The organism is Bacillus sp. RZ2MS9, assembly GCF_001816185.2.
Lineage (GTDB): Bacteria > Bacillota > Bacilli > Bacillales > Bacillaceae_G > Bacillus_A > Bacillus_A cereus.
In genome coordinates this window covers 1,769,758-1,788,092 of record NZ_CP049978.1, presented here as the reverse complement: position 1 = coordinate 1,788,092, position 18,335 = coordinate 1,769,758, and the positions used below count along the sequence as shown (strand labels likewise).

Sequence of the window (18,335 nt, the reverse complement as noted above, 5' to 3'; positions counted from 1 at the left end):
AACATATACATTTAGGAGGATTACAGCAATGTCCGAAAAAACATACGAACTCGCAACCTTCGCAGGCGGTTGCTTTTGGTGCATGGTAAAACCATTTGATGAACTTCCTGGTATTCATAAAGTACTTTCTGGCTATGCAGGAGGTCATGTAGAAAACCCAACATATGAACAAGTAAAAGCTGGAACATCTGGACATTTAGAAGTTGTTCAAATTACATTCGATCCTTCTATTTTTCCTTATCAGAAATTACTAGACTTATATTGGCCACAAATCGATCCAACTGATGATGGCGGACAATTTTTTGACCGTGGTCCATCTTATCGTACCGCTATTTTTTATCATAACGAAACACAAAAAGGGCTTGCTGAAAAATCAAAACAAGCTCTTACAGAAAGCGGTATGTTTAAAGATCCAATCGTGACTGAAATTCGTCCTGCTGCACCTTTTTACGCAGCAGAGGAATACCACCAACATTTCTATAAAAAGAATCCAGAGAAATATGCTACTGAGCAAAAGGAATCTGGTCGTGAAGACTTTATTAAAGAAAATTGGCAAAAAAAATAATAAAAACGCATCGTGCTTTTTTAATACGATGCGTTTTTATTTTTGATAAAAGTACCATACAATGATGAGAACAACCGCTGTTAATGCCCAAAGCGCTACTTCATTTTTCACTCTACTCTTTTTCTTAGTCATTTCATCTCCTCCTAATAGCAATACAACGTATTCAAGATTTCCTCTCTTTCATTGTCCACCTTATATACATAAATACATCGTTACCAATCCTTATAACAAGACCACCAATGATTCCGATTGCAATTGAAATTACTAACATTTGTCCAAAGCTAAAAGAATTTGTGTACGTTATGTAAAGAACGATACATATAAGTAAAACATCCGGTAAAGAAAGTAAAAACGGTAAAGAAAGTAAAAACCTTTTAAGCATTCCTTTATCTCCTCTATACTTTATTTATATCTTCTACTGTAATTTTGAAATATAGTTTGTTCAAAAATTCCATTTAGGCCCTCATTTTATGAAAAATAATAAGAATCCCTTTTCAAAAGAGATTCTTATTCAGTAGATTTAAGTTTAATTATTTTCTACATATCCTATTCCATAATTACTCCTAAAATAGAATAATATTACTAATCATTTATTGTAAATTGACTATTTGCCAGGCAACCGAATGTCGCGCCAGCTACCTACATCGCATTGGCCAAATTCATTATTACCTACCGCGACTACCGTGCCATCCGATTTAAGGCCAACAGTATGACAACGCCCCGCCGCTATCATATCTTTGGGCCATCGCTTCACTTTTTCTTTCGATAAAAGGTAATCCATGTTTTACCTCCTTGCATATAAGCAACTGTATCATAATAGATATTTTTATCAAATTTCATTATAAATCTACATTTACAAAGAAAGCTTATTTTACTTCTTCAAAAAATAAAAACCTCCAGTTTAAATACTAGAGGTTTTCTCGTTATTTCTTCAAGCGGTCAATAAAATCGTTCAATTTATCTAGCGATTTCATATTCTGATTGCAAGCTACACCATCTTTGCAAATGTAGTTTCCCTTTTTAACGAAAGTTCCTGGTACATCGCCTTTAATTTCAACTAAAAACATTCCTACTTCTTCATGCCCATGACATAATGAACAAATGCTTTTTTTATTTAAACTTTGGAACGTTCCTTGCAGACCAACAAATTTATTTTTATCATTTTTCGCTATAATAAATTTCCTGCTTGATCCCTTATCAATCCAGCTTAAATAAGATATTTCTTTCATATCTATTTCTTCCATATCAGGAAGTTTTAACTTTTTCGCCTTAGGAAATAACTTTTTTAATGTTTGTGCTGTAACTTCTTGAAACGGAATTACATACGGATTTATTTTCATTAAAAATGATTCTGCATCTTCTCTATTTTGAACTGTTAATACCGTATCAATTAACTCTTTCTGTTCATCCGTTAAATTCTCAAATACATGTATTATCTTTTCAATCGCAAGCGATTTTAACGCTTGAATTACACCTCTATCATTTGCCGTTGCATGCCCGTTTGCTAAAATATAAGCTTGTGATTTTATAAAATTATATTGATCACTTCTAATAAACGCTTCCATCTTTATCACTCCATACAAATTGTTGATCTAGTTTTATTGTATACAATGATTACGTTTTTTGATATGTAAAAGATAACTTAGAAACAAACATTACATATATCACTCATTCTCTACCGCTGCATTTCCTGACAAAAGAAGCCATCATCCGTTTTCCATTCCGCATATAATACGTCTTCAAATTTAGTAATTCCTTTTTGCTTTATTTGTTTATAAAGCCACCCTTCATCAAATCCCGCTTCCCTCAAATTATCCTTAACTACTTTTCCATCACTAATTAATGAAATTGGTAAGTATACAGGCTTATGTTTTAAACTTAAATCATTTACAGTAGGAGATTCGTATTTACTTTTTTTCAAAACGCTTATGTTTCCGTTAGGTTCCAATATCATATATTCAACTTCTCGGATTGAAAATATATCTTTTTGTTGCCTAAGCATTTGTTGTAATTGGTTTATATCCAAATGATTTACGCTTAATTGTTCACGATCAATCTTTCCATTACGAATAATAATTGAAGGATATCCTTCAAAAAACCTTCTTGTCCCTCTTACTTTTTGTGTTATCACTTCAATAGTATAAATTAAAATTACCCAAACAAATACTGAATATAAAATAGACCATACTTTAATTTTAGGATCATATATTGAATTTCCAACGAGCTCACCTAGGACGATTGCAGAAATAAAATCAAAGGGCGTTAGCTGAGATATTTGTGTTTTCCCTAATATTTTTGTAGCAATTAATAGAACAAAAAAACCAATTAAAAGCTCTATCGTTATTTGTCCAATATGATTCATATATGTTCACCTTTCTACTCTTCAAATGTTCTGTATAGCATTTAATAAAAAAACGGCACATTTTTTCTATTATCATGCCCGTTCACACTTCATATATCCAATACATATAAAACAAAAAGAGTCTGATTCAAAGTAATATATGAATCAGACTCTTTTCCTCTTATTTAGAATACACAATCTTTTTAATCGTTTCCCCAGAAAGAAAATATTCTTCTGCAAGTTGATGAATAGCAATCCCACTTTTAAACGCTTCTTTAATTGCTTTATTTCTTTCATCTAATTGTTTTCTTCCGCCAGATCGTGTACCCCATTTATAATGTTTCGTTTCTTGTTTCGGAATGTAAATTGTTTCACCTTGTATATACTTTTGAATTTCAGTAATTAAACTCTCCGGTAAAACAGCATTAGCTTTTACGTATTTCATTTCTGCTCGCCCCTTATTTTTTATGGTTCATTTCAATAAGGTGCAAAGCCAAATATAAAAAATGATACGAGCTCATATAGGCGATTGTATATTACTTGTCTACCTCACGCAAAGTATCGCCATTTCCATACTTGGCTTTGCATGAGACGTTGCAGTGTCTGGCAATTGAATTATAATCGCCATATAAACACCTCCTAATATACCTTTTGCATTTTATTATATGATAAATTCCTTCTCCTTGCATCCACACCCTTCTTAAAGCACGAAATTTTATCTAAGAAGGGCTATCAGTTCGTAACAGTAAATGAATTGCAAAAAAGAGCAAAATAAAAAGGTAGCGTATCTTTGTATGATACGCTACCTTTTTTTATATAATGCCAAGTACATTTAAGAATACGATAATAATCGCAATTGGTGCGATATAACGAAGTAAGAATAACCATAATATGAATAGTTTATAACCTTTATTTTTACTTACACCTAGCTCTTTCATTAATACATCTTTCTTCATTTTTAAAGGAACAAAGATAGAAACTAATAATACACCAAGTGGCATTAATACGTTACTTACCGCATAGTCCGCTAAATCAAAGACTGTCTTCCCGAAAATCTTCAGATCACTTAATATACCGAATGATAACGCTGATGGTACCCCAACAACGAAGATTAATAACCCTACGATTAAGGCCATTTTTTCACGTTTCCCTTTACCTTTTGATGTTAACGATGCAACACTAATTTCTAACATCGAAATTGCTGATGTAATCGTAGCGAAGAAGAATAGTAATAAGAAAACGATGAAGAATAATTTTCCGAATGCCATTTTACTGAAAATAGCTGGCAATACGATAAATAATAGTCCCGGTCCTTGAGATGGTTCCATTCCAAATGCGAACACAACTGGGAAAATTGCAAGTCCTGCAAGTAATGTAATAACAAGAGTTAAGGCCACAATAGAAAATGCTGAACGTGGTAAGCTTTCTTCTTTCGGTAAGTATGAGCTATACGTTACCATAACGGCTACCCCGACAGATAACGAGAAGAACGATTGCCCCATTGCGTATAATATAACTTCTGATGTTACATGTGAGAAGTCAGGTTGTAAGAAGAAACGAACTCCTTCTCCAGCACCATCTAACGTAAGTGCACGAACGATTAAAACAAAGAATAAAACGAATAATGCTGGCATGAAATATTTATTTACTTTTTCAACACCATTTTGTACACCTTTACTTACGATGAAAATAGTAATTAGGATGAATAATAGCTGTGACCCAACTGCTAAATATGGATTGGAAATGATTTCACCAAACGTAGCTTCGTATGCCCCATTTCCTTCCCATAGTCTACCTGTAATTGCATTCCATAAGTATAATAAAATCCAGCCTCCCACAACACTGTAGAAAGAAAGTAATATGAAACATGTTACAATTCCTAATTTACCTAACCAAGGCCATAACGTTTTAGGAGCAATCTCTCTATATGCATCAACAGCCTCTTTTTGTGTACTTCTTCCAATAACAAATTCAGCTAATAATAGCGGTAAACCAATTAATAATGTGAAACCGATGAAAATTAGGAAGAACGCTCCGCCTCCTCCAATGCCGGCCATATATGGGAATTTCCAAATCGCCCCAAGACCAATTGCCGAACCTGCTGCAGCTAATACGAAACCTAATTTCGATGTCCATTGCTGTGAATTCATTTGTTAATCTCCTCTCTATCTCTTTTTCTTTGTTACAATTCGGTATTTATATTGTTCTATCAATACTCTTTTCTAATACGTTCACTTCCTCCCTAATAATAAAAAAACGCCCCTACGTAAATACGTAGGGACGACAAAAATATCGCGGTACCACCCTAGTTGTGAAGAACACTAAGAAACCACCTAAATAAAAACGCCCCTACGCAAAAACGTAGGGACGATAAAATATCGCGGTACCACCCTAGTTATGAAGCCACACCAAAGTTAGGACCTAAATAAAAAACGTCCCTACGTAAATACGTAGGGACGATAAATATCGCGGTACCACCCTAGTTGTGAAAAAATCTTCACCACTTTATTTGATAACGGTATAAACTACCGTCTTTCATTTCCTCAAAATATGAGATTTATGAAAGATGCTCCAGGACGAACTTCATGAATAATCTATATACTGATTCACACCAACCATCAGCTCTCTGAAATAGGGAGATATTCACTACTATACCCTTTCATTGCCCAAATATTATTTTCCGAATTGATTACTATCATTTTTATCACACATTAAAAATAGTGTCAACTTATATTTCGAATTTTTATGTATTACAATCTATTTAAAAATTCGAAATATAAGTTTTAGTTTAGAAAACAAGTAGCTTAGTACATAGCGAATTCTAACAGGCAATAGAAAAAGAATTACGTATTATTGATACTTATTCAATAATACAAATCATCTAGAAACATAACCTGTCTCTCTGTATTCATTTTTTAAGAGTTTGATGGATACCAAGAAAATTTCGCATCACTATCCAGTGGTCTATTTTTCGTTTCTTCTTTAATTACACGAAACCATTCATTTAGAATTTGAGTTTTGGGCAATTGAGCAGCAAGGCTATCTTCCCAAATTATATGTGAGAACCAGGCTTTCGTTTCCCATTCAAACTGCAATTGTGCGAACGAAATTATAGGGTGATCAGCTCCACGAAATTGCTCATTTACTGCATTGGAAACTTCTGGAGCTTGCGGTAACAACTCGTTCTGAATTCTATTTCTTATCGTCTCATTTTCTAGCTGATCCCAGAAATACAATTGCCCATTTATTTGATAAAAAATATCAAATGAAGCCTCACCTTTCTTCAAATTCAATAACACGAAGGCACGTTCCACATCATTGTCAGCCGCTTTTACAGCATTAACAATTATATTTTGTGCCATTGATACCCAGTAACTAGTCGCTTCCTCTACCGGTGATTCAACATACAATTCTTCACTTAATTCATGAAGAGTAGCTTCTTGCTCATTTACTTTTTCAACTTTTTTAAAAAACCTATTAAAAAAACCCATAACTTCCCCCTTATTACTATTTTCTATTTCACAAAATAAAAAATAGATTTTTCTTGCTCATCCACATTTACTCCTGGCGCGTATGTATGAACTTGTTGCAACACTTCTTCTATTAGCAACTCTAACTCCTGCACACTTTTTTCTGGATTCCCTATTAATGTGTCCGCCATACGTTCATATAATTTTTCAGGTTTAATAGTCATTCGTTCCACATTATTAGGCATCCATTTAAACGCTGGATGATGTACGTACATTTTATTCAAACCAAATAAAACACCGAATACGTTCCTTTGTACTTCGCAAATAACGTCATAAAGCATAAGCCAATCTTTCCGTTTTAAAAGCGCCTTTCGATTGTGCCAACGATTACTTAACCATAGATTTTCTGAAATCATCAGTTTTGCTAGTTCATCTGGATATGCCGCTACTTTTTCTTTTAATTCATTCACTTTCCCTTCTCCATACAAACTAACACCATCATGAATGGATGATACAATACATTGTTTTTCATAATTTATATCATATTGATCCACCACATCCGAAATTACTTTCTCTACTGTCTCTGTTAAAAAGTTACTAATCTCTAATTTAATTCCCTCTTTCGTTAAATACGTTTCCGACCATTCTTCTTCCTCATACGGATGATACGATAATATTTTCCCATCAATATGATAAATAGGGGCCCTACGATCCTCATCTTCCGGCGGTGTTGACCATAAAATATGTAATTCTATATCTGAATGTTCATCTTCAAGCTTTCTAGCTACTGAACCCGCTAAAATAATAGCTTCTACTTTCGGATTTTGCCTATAAATCTCTGACATCTCTATCGCTCTCTCTTTTAATCCCATTTCATTTCCCCCTAAAATTGCAGTAATCCCCTATATTTCATTTATCTATTTCGATATTACAGCTTGCATTACCTTTTCAAATTCCTACTTAATCATATTTCTATCCAATAGCGCTGAATAACTTCACCAGTACGAGAAGAAACTACTTCATTTTCTAACACACCTCCAACCTTTTGAATCGTTTTAGCAGAACCGATATTGGATTTATCGCAAGTTATTAATACTTTCTGCAATCCTAATTTTTGCGCTTCAGCTAATGCAAGTTGTAGTTGTTTCGTAGCGTAACCGTGGCGACGTTTATTCGGATGGACACTATATCCAATATGACCGCTTTCCCGTAATAATTCTGGATTTAATCTATGTCTAATATTCACAAAACCTATAAGTTCCCCTTTTTCAAAACTTAAAAACTGACTAGATGGCACTCGATTAGCTAGTAAATTTTCTCCTAGTTCTTGTTTACTCACTTTTTCAAACCATTCATCAAGAGAATCAAAGTTTTGTAAAGAACTACTTCCATGTGGTTGTTCCCCTGAGTGTAAAAACGCTTGTCTATACGCCGTAATACGCTCACTATATTCATGGATTGGTTTTAATAGTTTCATTGTTCTTCTCCCCCTCTTCATTCGATAAAACAAACACCTTAATAGCAGCTATTCACTATTAAGGTGTTTCTATCCTTTTTATTCAAATAACCCCATGCTCAAATAACGTTCACCTGTATCAGGCGCAATACATAAAACTTTTTTACCAACGCCTAGACGTTTCGCTATCATGATTGCAGCGTAAACAGATGCTCCAGAAGATGGCCCAACTAATAATCCTTCTTGTCTAGCTAAGTTTCTCATTGTCGTTAAAGCCTCTTCGTCTGCAATTTGAATAATTTCGTTATACACTTCTGTATTTAAGTTTTTCGGAATAAATCCTGGGCTTGTTCCTACTAGTTTATGAGGACCTGGTACACCACCGGATAAAACGGGAGATCCTTTCGGTTCCACTACTGCAATATATAAGTTTGGCAATTTCTCTTTTAACGTTTCACCAGTCCCTGTAATCGTTCCGCCTGTTCCTGCCGTTGCAACAAAAGCATCAAGCTCTCCCTCCATTTGTTCGTAAATTTCAAGTGCAGTCGTATAACGGTGAATATTCGGATTAGCTGGATTTTCAAATTGTTGCGGGATAAAACTATTCGGTATTTGTTTTTGCAGTTCTAACGCCTTCGCAATTGCTCCTGGCATTCTTTGTTCTGCTGGTGTTAAAACTACTTCTGCCCCGTATGCTTTCAATAAATTAATACGCTCTTTTGACATATTGTCTGGCATAATTAAAATCGCTTTATACCCTTTAGCTGCTGCGTTCATCGCTAAACCAATTCCTGTATTCCCGCTTGTCGGTTCAATAATTGTATCCCCTGGTTTAATGAGACCATTTTCTTCTGCAACGTGAAGTAAATTATAAGCAGCACGGTCTTTCACACTACGTGATGGATTAAACATTTCTAGTTTCACATACACGTCCGCTGCGTCTTCTGGAATAAATTTAGATAATCGGACGACAGGTGTATCTCCTATTAATTCTGTTACGTTTTCACATAATTTCATAGTGCATCCCCTATTCTATCGTTTTCTTATCACTTGGTAATAACCATGAAGTAAGTCCAATTAACGGTAAACAACTACATAATATCATAATGAATTGAAGGCTATATATATCAGCTAACTTTCCTAGTACTACAGCACCTAGAGCACCAAGGCCGAACGCAAGACCTACAATTAGACCTGATACCATCCCTACTTTTCCCGGAACAAGCTCTTGCGCGTATACAACAATTACACTAAAACTACTTGAACTAATAAAACCGATACATAAAAATAAAGGTACGACCCACACAAGTGAGACATGTGGTAATAACAGCGCAAGTGGCGCTGAACCTAACATTGAAAATACGATGATGTTTTTCTTACCAAATCGATCTGCTAACGGTCCCCCGAAGAAAGTGCCTAACACACCAGCAATCATAAATGCGAATACGAAATACTGGGCATTTTTTATAGATAAACCATAATGCTCAATTAAGTAAAATTGATAGAAATTCCCGATACCGGCACCGTACCAAGAGCGCACAAAAGTAAGAAAAACAAGAAGTATAATAACAAATTTAATGTGTGTACTTACAATTGCATTTTCCGCCTCAAGCGCAGCTCTCTTCTTCCTTCTTACAGCGCCGGTTGCTAATTCATTTTTGTACCAATTCGATACGAAAATTAATAATGCAATTCCTACTGCTGCAAATGCTGTAAAACCTAATGAACCAATTTGACCGAGTGGAACGAAAATTAGCGCTGTAAAAATAGGAGCTAAAGAATTCCCCGTGTTTCCCCCAACTTGATAAATCGCTTGCGCTAACCCTCGTTTTGCACCTGCCGCCATATACGCAACACGAGCGCCTTCTGGATGAAAGACTGCGGAACCTAAGCCAATAAATAAAACAGAAATAATAACAATAATAAAGTTTGGTGCAAACGCGAGTCCAATCATTCCAAGCATACTTGAAAACATACCGAGTGGTAATAAAAATGGTGACGGCTTCTTATCTGAATACATACCAAACACCGGTTGCATAATCGATGACGTCATATTTAACGCAAACGCAATCCACCCTACTTGCATATAGGATAAATTCATCGTTTTTTCCAAAATAGGAAACAACGCCGGCACAACTGCTTGCATTGAATCATTTAAAAAATGTCCGAAACTAATCGCAAATAATATTCGATATATTGTCGGTGTTTCTACTGTGTTTTTTTGTGAAACTGCCTGCATATGTGAATCGCTCCTTTCTGTACAAAATATATATTTATTACAGTAGGTGTAATAAATTCTGACTTTTGAAACATTTCTATTCTATACTGCTTTCATTTCTTTTTCCAGAAATATAACTTAACTCCCATCATTGACTTGCATCCTTGTAACTTTCAGCAGTAAAACATTATAGAAAAAGGCAACCCAATCACAAACTGGGTTGCCTCTTACATTAAATTGCAAAACGCTTATACTTCTCGTAATCGCTCGTCTTACATTCCACTTCTAGTTTCGTACCTTCATTTTCATAACTCGTTGATAAAACGTGCGCATGATTATTGAAATACGAAACTACCTGTCCTTGATCGTACGGAATTAACATTTCACATTTCGTATATTCTTTATAAATATGGGAACGAATCATTTCTACAAGCTCTTCAATTCCAACATGTTTCTTCGCAGATAAATACACGCGGTCTTCTTGTACTTTCGGAATTTCAACATCCACCATATCTGATTTGTTATAAGCATAGATCGTTGGAATATTTTCTACTCCAATTTTCTTTAACGTTTCATTTGTAATATCAATTAATTGTTCATAATTTGGATTTGCGTAATCTACGACGTGAATAAGTAAATCTGCTTCCGCTACTTCTTCTAACGTTGAACGGAACGCCTTCACAAGATGATGTGGTAATTTACTTACAAATCCAACTGTATCCGTTAATAAAAATGATTTATTATCTGGCAAATCAATATTTCGTACAGATGTTTCTAACGTCGCAAATAACATATCTTTTTCAAATACTTGTTTTTCTTCTGTACCATTATAAATTTCAAGCATTGCATTCATCGTCGTTGATTTTCCTGCGTTCGTATAGCCTACTAATGCTACAACAGGTATTTCATTTTTCTTACGTTGCTTTCGCTGCGTTTGACGCTGGGCAACGAGCGCTTCTAAATCTTTATTCAAAACTGAAATTTGTTCTTCAATTTTACGACGGTCTAACTCTAACTTCTTCTCACCGACACCTTTATTTTTCGTACCAACGCCGCCACTCTGTCTCCCTAACGATTCACGAAGACCGATTAAACGAGGCATCATATACTGAAGGTGTGCTACTTCTACTTGTAGCTGTGCTTCTTTCGTTTTCGCACGTTGCGCAAAAATATCTAAAATTAAAATGGTGCGATCAATTACCTTACAATCTAAATCCTCTTCTAAATTTCGAATTTGTGAAGGAGATAATTCATCATTAAAGATGACCATATTCGCATCTATTTCTTGTACATACGCTGCTACTTCTTCAATCTTTCCTTTTCCGATATAATGCGATGGATTTACTCGTTGTAAATTTTGCGTTACTTGCCCAATTACCTCTACATCACAAGCTTCCGCAAGATTTGTTAACTCTTCCATCGAATATGCAAAATCATCTTCATTACCTACATTTACTCCAACTAAAACTGCTCTTTGTAATACTTCTTCCATATATTTATTCCTCCATTTCGATTACGTAAAATAAAAAACACAGGTCGCTGCCTGTGTTTTCGTAAACGGATAAGGGTTCACCAAAGAAATAGAAGAAAGCTATGCTTTCATCCTATTTTATAGTCAAAAAGTCCCAAGATCGTATACGTATCCACAATAAGCGTTCACCTATACAATCCCATTCTATTTATAAAGGCAAAACAAAAAGAGGGCGTATTCGTCCCTCCCTCTTTTTCACATATAAGCTTAATAAAGGGTTCCTTTAAAATAGGCAGACCAATCCCGTTCACTCTGTACACAGACAGAGCCTTTGAGCGCTATTCAATTATTGGCACAAAGTATTGAGACGTAATCTGATTAAGATCAAAGGAAGCCCCTCCGTTCATTTTAAGTTACATAAAGTGTAGCATAAGTAATTCGCTTTCACAAGGTTTAACAACCTATATCACACTAAAGAAAATCGTTATTTTTTTACTTTAATCGTCATTTTTTGCGAGTTTTTCTCACAATAAAAATAACAAAAGCAATTATCAATTTTAGAAACTTCTCGTATATTATTTTTACAGCACTCGCCAAATTCCTTCATAGTAAGTTAAGTATTATCGTTTTAATACAACAAAAATCTATATTGACATTTTTATAACCTAATATTAGTATCAGGTTATAAAAATAAAAATTAGGAGATGTTCCTATGCATTCTAAATCTCGTATTACTGCAATTGGTACTTATGTTCCAGATCAAATATTGTCTAATAACGATTTAGAAAAGATGGTCCATACGAATGATGAATGGATTGTACAAAGAACAGGAATGAAGGAAAGAAGAATCGCTAGCGAAGAAGAATATTCCTCAAACTTAGCCATTAAAGCAATTAAAAATTTATGTACAACATATAAGAAAAACTTAGAAGATGTCGACTGTATCATTGTCGCTACTACTACTGCTGATTACGTTTTCCCTAGTGTTGCTTGCCAAATACAACAATACTTCAACATACCTCATACACTAGCTTTTGATTTAAATGCAACTTGTGCTGGTTTTACATATGGACTACACGTCGGTAATAGCTTAATCACTTCTGGATCACATGAAAAAATACTTGTCGTAGCGACAGAGACATTATCTAAAGTTACTGATTATACCGATAGAACGACCTGTATTTTATTCGGTGATGGTGCTGGAGCTATTTTATTAGAAAGAGATGAAGACACCCCAAGCTTTATCGCTGCTCACATGGGAACAAACGGTGATGGCGGCATTCATCTATATAGAACAAACTTATCTACTACTATGAATGGCACACCACTGCAAACAAATGAAAAAATCGTTCAAAATGGAAGAGAAGTATATAAATGGGCAACACGAACAGTGCCAAAAGGCATAAAAAATTTATTACATAACGCAAATATGCAAGGGGATGATATAGACTGGTTCATACCCCACAGCGCTAACTTACGAATGATTGAATCTATTTGCGAAAAATCTCAAATTCCAATACAAAAAACATTAACGAGCGTGGAATATATGGGGAATACCTCTTCAGTCACCATTCCACTCGCTCTAGATTTAGCTATAAAAGAAGGAAAGTTAAATAATGGAGACACACTTTTACTATACGGATTCGGTGGTGGTCTTACACATTTAGGGCTTATTGTAGAGTGGAATTTAATTTAAGTGTATAAAAAGAGGCTCTAGTCAGTAACTAGAACCTCTTTTTCATTTAATTTCTTGCCCCTTTTCGAGACCATATCACAACAGGAATAAGTAATAACGCTAACACGCCTCCAGCCAATGACAATGCCGCATAACTTGAATTCGCTACTACCATACCTGACATCGCTCCACCAGAAGCTCCAGCTAGCGCAATAAAAACATCTATTTTCCCTTGTGTTTTAGCACGTGTAGACGGTGTTGTGGAATCAACGATTTGTGCTGTACCACTAATCAATCCGAGGTTCCATCCTAGCCCAAGTAAAGACAGAGCAACGATTAATAGTAATAAAGAATCACTTGGCGCTATCGCAGCTATGACACCCGCTGCAAGTAAAATCACTCCACCAGCTATGCTCATTGTAGTTCGGCCAATTTTATCAATTAACATTCCTGTAACGAGAGATGGAAGATACATTGCACCTACATGAAAACCTATCACAAGTCCTACTGCACTTAAACCGTGACCGTGGTGTCCCATATGAACTGGCGTCATCGTCATAATCGCAACCATCACGATTTGCGTAAGTATCATTACGATTGCTCCAACTGTAATACCTCGTTTATTTTCTTTCGCTTCGTCTGTTATTGGTTGTCCTTTATATGTATGTTCCTGTTTATATCTTTCTATTATGTTAGCAATAATTAACGGATCTGGACGAAGCATAACAAAAAGAACTAGACCCGCCAGTATAAATGCTGCTGCCGATAGTATGAACGGACCTGCAAGTTTAGGAACTCCAATTGAATGCGCAAAACTACCCATTACTCCTACTAAATTTGGTCCTGCAACTGCACCGAAAGTCGTCATTACCATCGTAATACTAACAGCCGTTGCTCTCTGCTTCTTATCTGCTAAATCTGTACCTGCATAACGAGCTTGTAGATTCGTGGCTGTACCGGCACCATATATGAGTAAAGAAATAAGTAAAAGAATAATGCTATTCGTTAAAGCTGCCATTACAACACCAATTGCTCCAAATCCACCTACTATAAACCCTGTTGCAAGACCTATCCGGCGTCCATATCGTTGCGAAAGCTTCCCTACTATGAAAGCTGCTAATGCCGATCCCAATGTAAACATAGCAGTTGGTAATCCTGCAAATGCATCTGTTCCAAGCATTTGCTGCGCAAGAAGTGCTCCCACTGTAATACCAGCAGCTAGTCCTGCACCGCCAAACATTTGTGAAATGCTGACGATTATTAACGTTCGTTTGTATAGTTTTTGTTGCTCTTCTTCTGTGTACACATAATTATCTATTAAAGCCCCTGCCTTATCTAGCAATTCCCCATCCTCCTTTTAAAATTAATCCCCCTTGTTAATGTACTATGTATAACGTTACATATTCAATGGCATTTTCCATTCATCCCTTTCATTCTAAAAAACTTTCTAATCATACTCGACTTATCCCATGCTATATTAAAAATACTACTATTCACAATATGCAAGGAGAAAACAATGAAAAAACAGGCTAATAGCAGCCTGTTTCCCTTTACACTTCTTCTACTATCCTTCCCCTTCTCTTTTTACTCAAAGCTCTTCCTTCCCAAAACAACAAACTTACGAAAGCACAAATTAAAATAATTGGCACACTTGCTTTATATAAATCTGTAAAACTCATTGCCATCTGATTCTTGGCATAATGATTCACATCATTCGAAAATGTGAGTACCTCTTTCTTTATACTTTCCTCTTGTTTTTCAACTTCTTTTGTTACTTGCCTCATAACTTCTTCTCTTTTTACATCCCTATATTCTACTGGAACTTTTCTTAATATTTCATCCGTCTTGTCGCGAATCAATTCTTCCTTTTTCTCTTTACTTAATCCCATTGTCATTGCATTTTGTTTCTTATTTATATTCGACTCTAAACTTTGATTCTCTATTTTTTCTTTAGTCATTTGTAAAATTTCAGTTTGCTCAGTACTATTCACATGAATATTCCGCACCTTTTCTTCTGCATAATGATATACTTTTTCTTTATTTATAGTTAAATTATGAGTTAAGTTAGAGACAAATATTGCGACCGCCAATACAATTCCAACCTGTCGTAACATTGATACAACACTTTGAGAAGCAGTTAATAATTCTCCTTCAAACGAAGACGCACTTAAAACTGTAATTGGCCCCACTACTAAGCCATATCCGACACCTAATATCATACATGGAATAATAATTTCTATATTTGTTGAATGAACATCAATCATTTGCAACCAATAGTAGGAAAGCCCCATAACAAGAAATCCTGACAAAATAATAGTTACTTTTCCGAGTTTTTTAATTAAAGTTGCTGCAACTGGTGAGACAAAAAATATCATCGCTGAAATAGGTGTCACTAAAAAAGCCGCTTCAATTTCCGTTCGACCTTGTAGTTTCGTCAAGAACGTTGGAAGCAATACAGTAACTCCAATTAAAAATAAATTACTCAATATAACAACGATTGACGCTCCGACAAACATTCGATCTTGAAATAACTTTAAATTCACCATTGGGTTATGAATCTTTCGTTCTACTAAAATAAATAGAATAAGAGAAATAGTGCTAATTGCATAACAAGACAAAGCAATATTACTTTGCCATCCCCATGTATTACCTTTTACTAATATGAGAGTAAATGAAAAAATTGCTGTGCTACTTAATAGTAGTCCTATCCAATCTATTTTTGAGATAATACGTTCTTCATTTTTTATTTGTAGCATGATGCAACATAACACGATTCCTATTATACAAACCGGAACATTAACGAAGAACACCCATCTCCATCCTAAATTTTGCGTAATAATTCCACCTATTACTGGCCCCATAGCAGCTGACAATCCTTGTGTTACTCCTAAAATCGCAAGTGCAACATGCCTTTTAGCTAACGGCATAGCTGATACACCAATTACCATACTTGTTGGAAATAAAATTGCTGCCCCAATACTTTGTATAAAACGAGAAAAAATAAGAAAATCACCTGTATTAGCAAAAGCGCAAAGTACCGATCCACCCCCAAAAATCACCAGACCAAGAATATACATCTTTGCTTTTCCAAAGATATCAGCTATCCGCCCTAACGGAATGGCAAGTACTGCAATCGTCATTGTATAAACATTTAATACCCAAGACATCTTTTCTAATGAAGTATTTACACTCGATTGTATTACCGGTAAAGCTATATTCATAATTGTCGTATCAATCATACAAAGAAAGATACCTAGACACATTAAAAAGACAATCTTAATACCCTTTGATTGCTCCATCTTTATATACCCCTTTATTTATTGTGAATGCGTTTTTCATTCTTCTGTTTTATTGTTTTCTTTCGCCTCTAACTCTTCTAATTTTTTCTTCAAAGTCTCCACTTGTGCACTATACGATGCAATACCTACATCTAGTGAAATTTCTTCGACGAAAGTAATACCTACTCTCCACTTTTCATATTTCAATCGAAGATCTGCAATGTACGCTTCTTTTCTTTCAATTTCATCTTTAATCCATTTTTTTATTGTTACATCATCACTATAGTTGCCAAAATACATTCTCATTAAAAAATCCGAACGTAAAACATCCTTCTCTATAGGCGTCTGCATGTATTGATAAAACTCTTCACGTCCTTCATCCGTAATAAAGTACATTTTCTTATTTGGCTTCCCCTCTTGCATGACAACCTCTTTTTTTATTTTCCCTTCATTCTCCAATTGTCGTAACGTTGGATAAATCATTCCAAAACTTCCATCAAAAAAATGAGTAAATACGTCTTCAAACACAATTTTAATATCGTAACCAGACAATTCCTTTTCCATTAATAAACCTAAAACAACATCTCTTCCCTTCAAAGTAAAACCCCCACATAGTATATAATCAATAATCATATTAACATTGTTAATATGATTATTGATTATATACCTTATTCTGTTAATTGTAAAATGTTTCTAAATAAAAAAGCCCCATAATTTGGTTTCACCAATTCACAGGGCCATTTTCTTATTTACTCTTTAACACCTACACCTTGCAAAACTTCAATATCCTCTTTCATTTCATAATAATAAGAAGGCAATTCTATACCATGTTCTAAGAAATAATCCTCAATGAATGAAATAATAATTTTTAACGTTTTCACACGAGCATACAATTTATCGTTACTTTCAATAATATGCCACTTTGCATTTGGCTTACTTGTTTTTTCAAACATGTCTTCCATTGCTTCAACATACTCATCCCATTTTTCACGATTACGCCAATCTTCGTCTGTAATTTTCCATCTTTTCAAAGGATTTTTCTCTCTATCTTTGAATCTCTTTAACTGTTCCTCTTTACTTATATGGTAGAAGAACTTCCCTATTATGTAATGGTCATCTGTTAGTAGTTTTTCAAAATCATTAATCTCATCATATGCTCTCATCCACTCTTCCTTTGTAGCAAATCCTTCAACACGCTCAACTAACACACGACCGTACCATGAGCGATCAAAAATGGTGATTTGCCCGTACTGTGGAATTTTGCGCCAGAAACGTTGCAAATAATGGTAACGTTTCTCATGAGGTGCAGGCGCTCCAATTGGATTTACTTGGAACCCACGCGGGTCAAGATGTTCCGTCACCCGCTTAATTGCCCCACCTTTACCAGCCGCATCCCATCCTTCCATAACAAGCATAACCGCGATTTTTTCTTCTTTCAAAATTTGCTGTAATGCTAATAAGCGCCTTTGATATTTTTCTAATTTCTTATTGTACTTAGATTTTGATTCAATTTTTTTCGTTAAGTCTACTTTAGCAAGATGTCCATTTTCCATAAAACAAATCCCCCTTGTTGTATGACAATGTTATTTTAACATATTTTTGGTAATTTTTTCATATCCTAAAAAAACTGTGTAGAAACATCTCTACACAGCTTCCTTCTCTAATTTCACATATATAAGCACATTTAACTACATTAAAATAAATAATTTATACTGAACTCTTAGTATATTCTTTTTATTAAAACGTAAAAATAGTCCTTTTAAAAAGGGCAGCAATCTAAGTATAGAAAAACAAATTTATTCTTTTTTACTACATACGTAATTATGCCGGCTATAAGAGTATTGAATAAGATATTGATTCA

At 34.8% G+C, this 18,335-nt stretch carries 17 protein-coding genes, 1 pseudogene and 1 other annotated feature; of the genes and pseudogenes, 2 read left to right on the top strand and 16 right to left on the bottom strand.

What is annotated here, in order from left to right; translation table 11 throughout:
• The first annotated feature begins 28 nt into the window (after nt 1-28).
• Nucleotides 29-565, top strand: coding sequence for a peptide-methionine (S)-S-oxide reductase MsrA (msrA, locus tag BHV55_RS09295; RefSeq protein WP_001291887.1), 537 nt, complete (start codon nt 29-31; stop codon nt 563-565).
• Nucleotides 566-728: 163 nt separating this feature from the next.
• Here msrA and BHV55_RS09290 read toward each other — a convergent pair whose 3' ends face one another.
• From BHV55_RS09290 to hflX, 12 genes and pseudogenes are all read right to left on the bottom strand, one after another.
• On the bottom strand, nt 729-947 hold the full coding sequence (locus tag BHV55_RS09290) for a hypothetical protein (protein WP_070757093.1): 219 nt from the start codon (nt 945-947) through the stop codon (nt 729-731).
• Between the two features lie 240 nt (nt 948-1,187).
• Nucleotides 1,188-1,346, bottom strand: a pseudogene (locus BHV55_RS09285) (RCC1-like domain-containing protein); the annotation flags it as partial.
• 142 nt (nt 1,347-1,488) lie between these two features.
• Entirely contained in the window at nt 1,489-2,130 is a 642-nt protein-coding gene (locus BHV55_RS09280) for a FusB/FusC family EF-G-binding protein (protein WP_000387064.1), read from the bottom strand.
• A 110-nt stretch (nt 2,131-2,240) separates the two neighbouring features.
• Entirely contained in the window at nt 2,241-2,927 is a 687-nt protein-coding gene (locus tag BHV55_RS09275; RefSeq protein WP_001015535.1) for a DUF421 domain-containing protein, read from the bottom strand.
• A 160-nt stretch (nt 2,928-3,087) separates the two neighbouring features.
• A complete protein-coding gene (locus tag BHV55_RS09270) occupies nt 3,088-3,351 on the bottom strand; it encodes a CD3324 family protein (protein WP_000878325.1) in 264 nt (87 codons plus the stop codon).
• Between the two features lie 367 nt (nt 3,352-3,718).
• Nucleotides 3,719-5,056 (bottom strand): sodium-dependent transporter, encoded by a 1,338-nt coding sequence (locus BHV55_RS09265; RefSeq protein WP_001088184.1) that lies wholly within the window; start codon nt 5,054-5,056, stop codon nt 3,719-3,721.
• 299 nt (nt 5,057-5,355) lie between these two features.
• Nucleotides 5,356-5,578 (bottom strand) — a binding site (T-box leader).
• Between the two features lie 243 nt (nt 5,579-5,821).
• Nucleotides 5,822-6,397 carry a hypothetical protein gene (locus tag BHV55_RS09260; protein ID WP_000505545.1) on the bottom strand — a complete coding sequence of 192 codons (576 nt, stop codon included), beginning with the start codon at nt 6,395-6,397 and terminating at the stop codon, nt 5,822-5,824.
• 23 nt (nt 6,398-6,420) lie between these two features.
• Nucleotides 6,421-7,248 carry a DUF4037 domain-containing protein gene (locus BHV55_RS09255; RefSeq protein WP_000523213.1) on the bottom strand — a complete coding sequence of 276 codons (828 nt, stop codon included), beginning with the start codon at nt 7,246-7,248 and terminating at the stop codon, nt 6,421-6,423.
• A 92-nt stretch (nt 7,249-7,340) separates the two neighbouring features.
• On the bottom strand, nt 7,341-7,853 hold the full coding sequence (locus tag BHV55_RS09250) for a GNAT family N-acetyltransferase (protein WP_000771279.1): 513 nt from the start codon (nt 7,851-7,853) through the stop codon (nt 7,341-7,343).
• 78 nt (nt 7,854-7,931) lie between these two features.
• A complete protein-coding gene (gene cysK, locus BHV55_RS09245) occupies nt 7,932-8,849 on the bottom strand; it encodes a cysteine synthase A (RefSeq protein ID WP_000762279.1) in 918 nt (305 codons plus the stop codon).
• Between the two features lie 10 nt (nt 8,850-8,859).
• Entirely contained in the window at nt 8,860-10,071 is a 1,212-nt protein-coding gene (locus tag BHV55_RS09240) for an MFS transporter (RefSeq protein WP_001149411.1), read from the bottom strand.
• 211 nt (nt 10,072-10,282) lie between these two features.
• The gene (gene hflX / locus BHV55_RS09235) at nt 10,283-11,542 is read right to left on the bottom strand and encodes a GTPase HflX (RefSeq protein WP_000393282.1); all 1,260 of its coding nucleotides are present in this window, start codon (nt 11,540-11,542) and stop codon (nt 10,283-10,285) included.
• A gap of 691 nt (nt 11,543-12,233) precedes the next feature.
• Between hflX and BHV55_RS09230 the strand changes: the two genes are divergently transcribed.
• On the top strand, nt 12,234-13,217 hold the full coding sequence (locus BHV55_RS09230; protein WP_000555756.1) for a ketoacyl-ACP synthase III: 984 nt from the start codon (nt 12,234-12,236) through the stop codon (nt 13,215-13,217).
• 46 nt (nt 13,218-13,263) lie between these two features.
• Here BHV55_RS09230 and BHV55_RS09225 read toward each other — a convergent pair whose 3' ends face one another.
• From BHV55_RS09225 to BHV55_RS09210, 4 genes are all read right to left on the bottom strand, one after another.
• Nucleotides 13,264-14,538: an MFS transporter gene (locus BHV55_RS09225; protein WP_070757094.1), complete on the bottom strand. Its 1,275-nt coding sequence runs from the start codon at nt 14,536-14,538 to the stop codon at nt 13,264-13,266.
• A gap of 208 nt (nt 14,539-14,746) precedes the next feature.
• Nucleotides 14,747-16,495: an MDR family MFS transporter gene (locus BHV55_RS09220; protein ID WP_070757095.1), complete on the bottom strand. Its 1,749-nt coding sequence runs from the start codon at nt 16,493-16,495 to the stop codon at nt 14,747-14,749.
• Between the two features lie 36 nt (nt 16,496-16,531).
• A complete protein-coding gene (locus BHV55_RS09215) occupies nt 16,532-17,071 on the bottom strand; it encodes a PadR family transcriptional regulator (RefSeq protein WP_070757096.1) in 540 nt (179 codons plus the stop codon).
• A 152-nt stretch (nt 17,072-17,223) separates the two neighbouring features.
• Nucleotides 17,224-18,027 carry a polyphosphate kinase 2 family protein gene (locus BHV55_RS09210; protein WP_000427320.1) on the bottom strand — a complete coding sequence of 268 codons (804 nt, stop codon included), beginning with the start codon at nt 18,025-18,027 and terminating at the stop codon, nt 17,224-17,226.
• Between the last annotated feature and the right edge of the window lie 308 nt (nt 18,028-18,335).

Coding starts and splice junctions, on each gene's coding strand:
- msrA (WP_001291887.1), top strand. CDS start 29: ATGTCCGAAAAAACATACGAACTCGCAACCTTCGCAGGCGGTTGCTTT.
- BHV55_RS09290 (WP_070757093.1), bottom strand. CDS start 947: ATGCTTAAAAGGTTTTTACTTTCTTTACCGTTTTTACTTTCTTTACCG.
- BHV55_RS09280 (WP_000387064.1), bottom strand. CDS start 2,130: ATGGAAGCGTTTATTAGAAGTGATCAATATAATTTTATAAAATCACAA.
- BHV55_RS09275 (WP_001015535.1), bottom strand. CDS start 2,927: ATGAATCATATTGGACAAATAACGATAGAGCTTTTAATTGGTTTTTTT.
- BHV55_RS09270 (WP_000878325.1), bottom strand. CDS start 3,351: ATGAAATACGTAAAAGCTAATGCTGTTTTACCGGAGAGTTTAATTACT.
- BHV55_RS09265 (WP_001088184.1), bottom strand. CDS start 5,056: ATGAATTCACAGCAATGGACATCGAAATTAGGTTTCGTATTAGCTGCA.
- BHV55_RS09260 (WP_000505545.1), bottom strand. CDS start 6,397: ATGGGTTTTTTTAATAGGTTTTTTAAAAAAGTTGAAAAAGTAAATGAG.
- BHV55_RS09255 (WP_000523213.1), bottom strand. CDS start 7,248: ATGGGATTAAAAGAGAGAGCGATAGAGATGTCAGAGATTTATAGGCAA.
- BHV55_RS09250 (WP_000771279.1), bottom strand. CDS start 7,853: ATGAAACTATTAAAACCAATCCATGAATATAGTGAGCGTATTACGGCG.
- cysK (WP_000762279.1), bottom strand. CDS start 8,849: ATGAAATTATGTGAAAACGTAACAGAATTAATAGGAGATACACCTGTC.
- BHV55_RS09240 (WP_001149411.1), bottom strand. CDS start 10,071: ATGCAGGCAGTTTCACAAAAAAACACAGTAGAAACACCGACAATATAT.
- hflX (WP_000393282.1), bottom strand. CDS start 11,542: ATGGAAGAAGTATTACAAAGAGCAGTTTTAGTTGGAGTAAATGTAGGT.
- BHV55_RS09230 (WP_000555756.1), top strand. CDS start 12,234: ATGCATTCTAAATCTCGTATTACTGCAATTGGTACTTATGTTCCAGAT.
- BHV55_RS09220 (WP_070757095.1), bottom strand. CDS start 16,495: ATGGAGCAATCAAAGGGTATTAAGATTGTCTTTTTAATGTGTCTAGGT.
- BHV55_RS09210 (WP_000427320.1), bottom strand. CDS start 18,027: ATGGAAAATGGACATCTTGCTAAAGTAGACTTAACGAAAAAAATTGAA.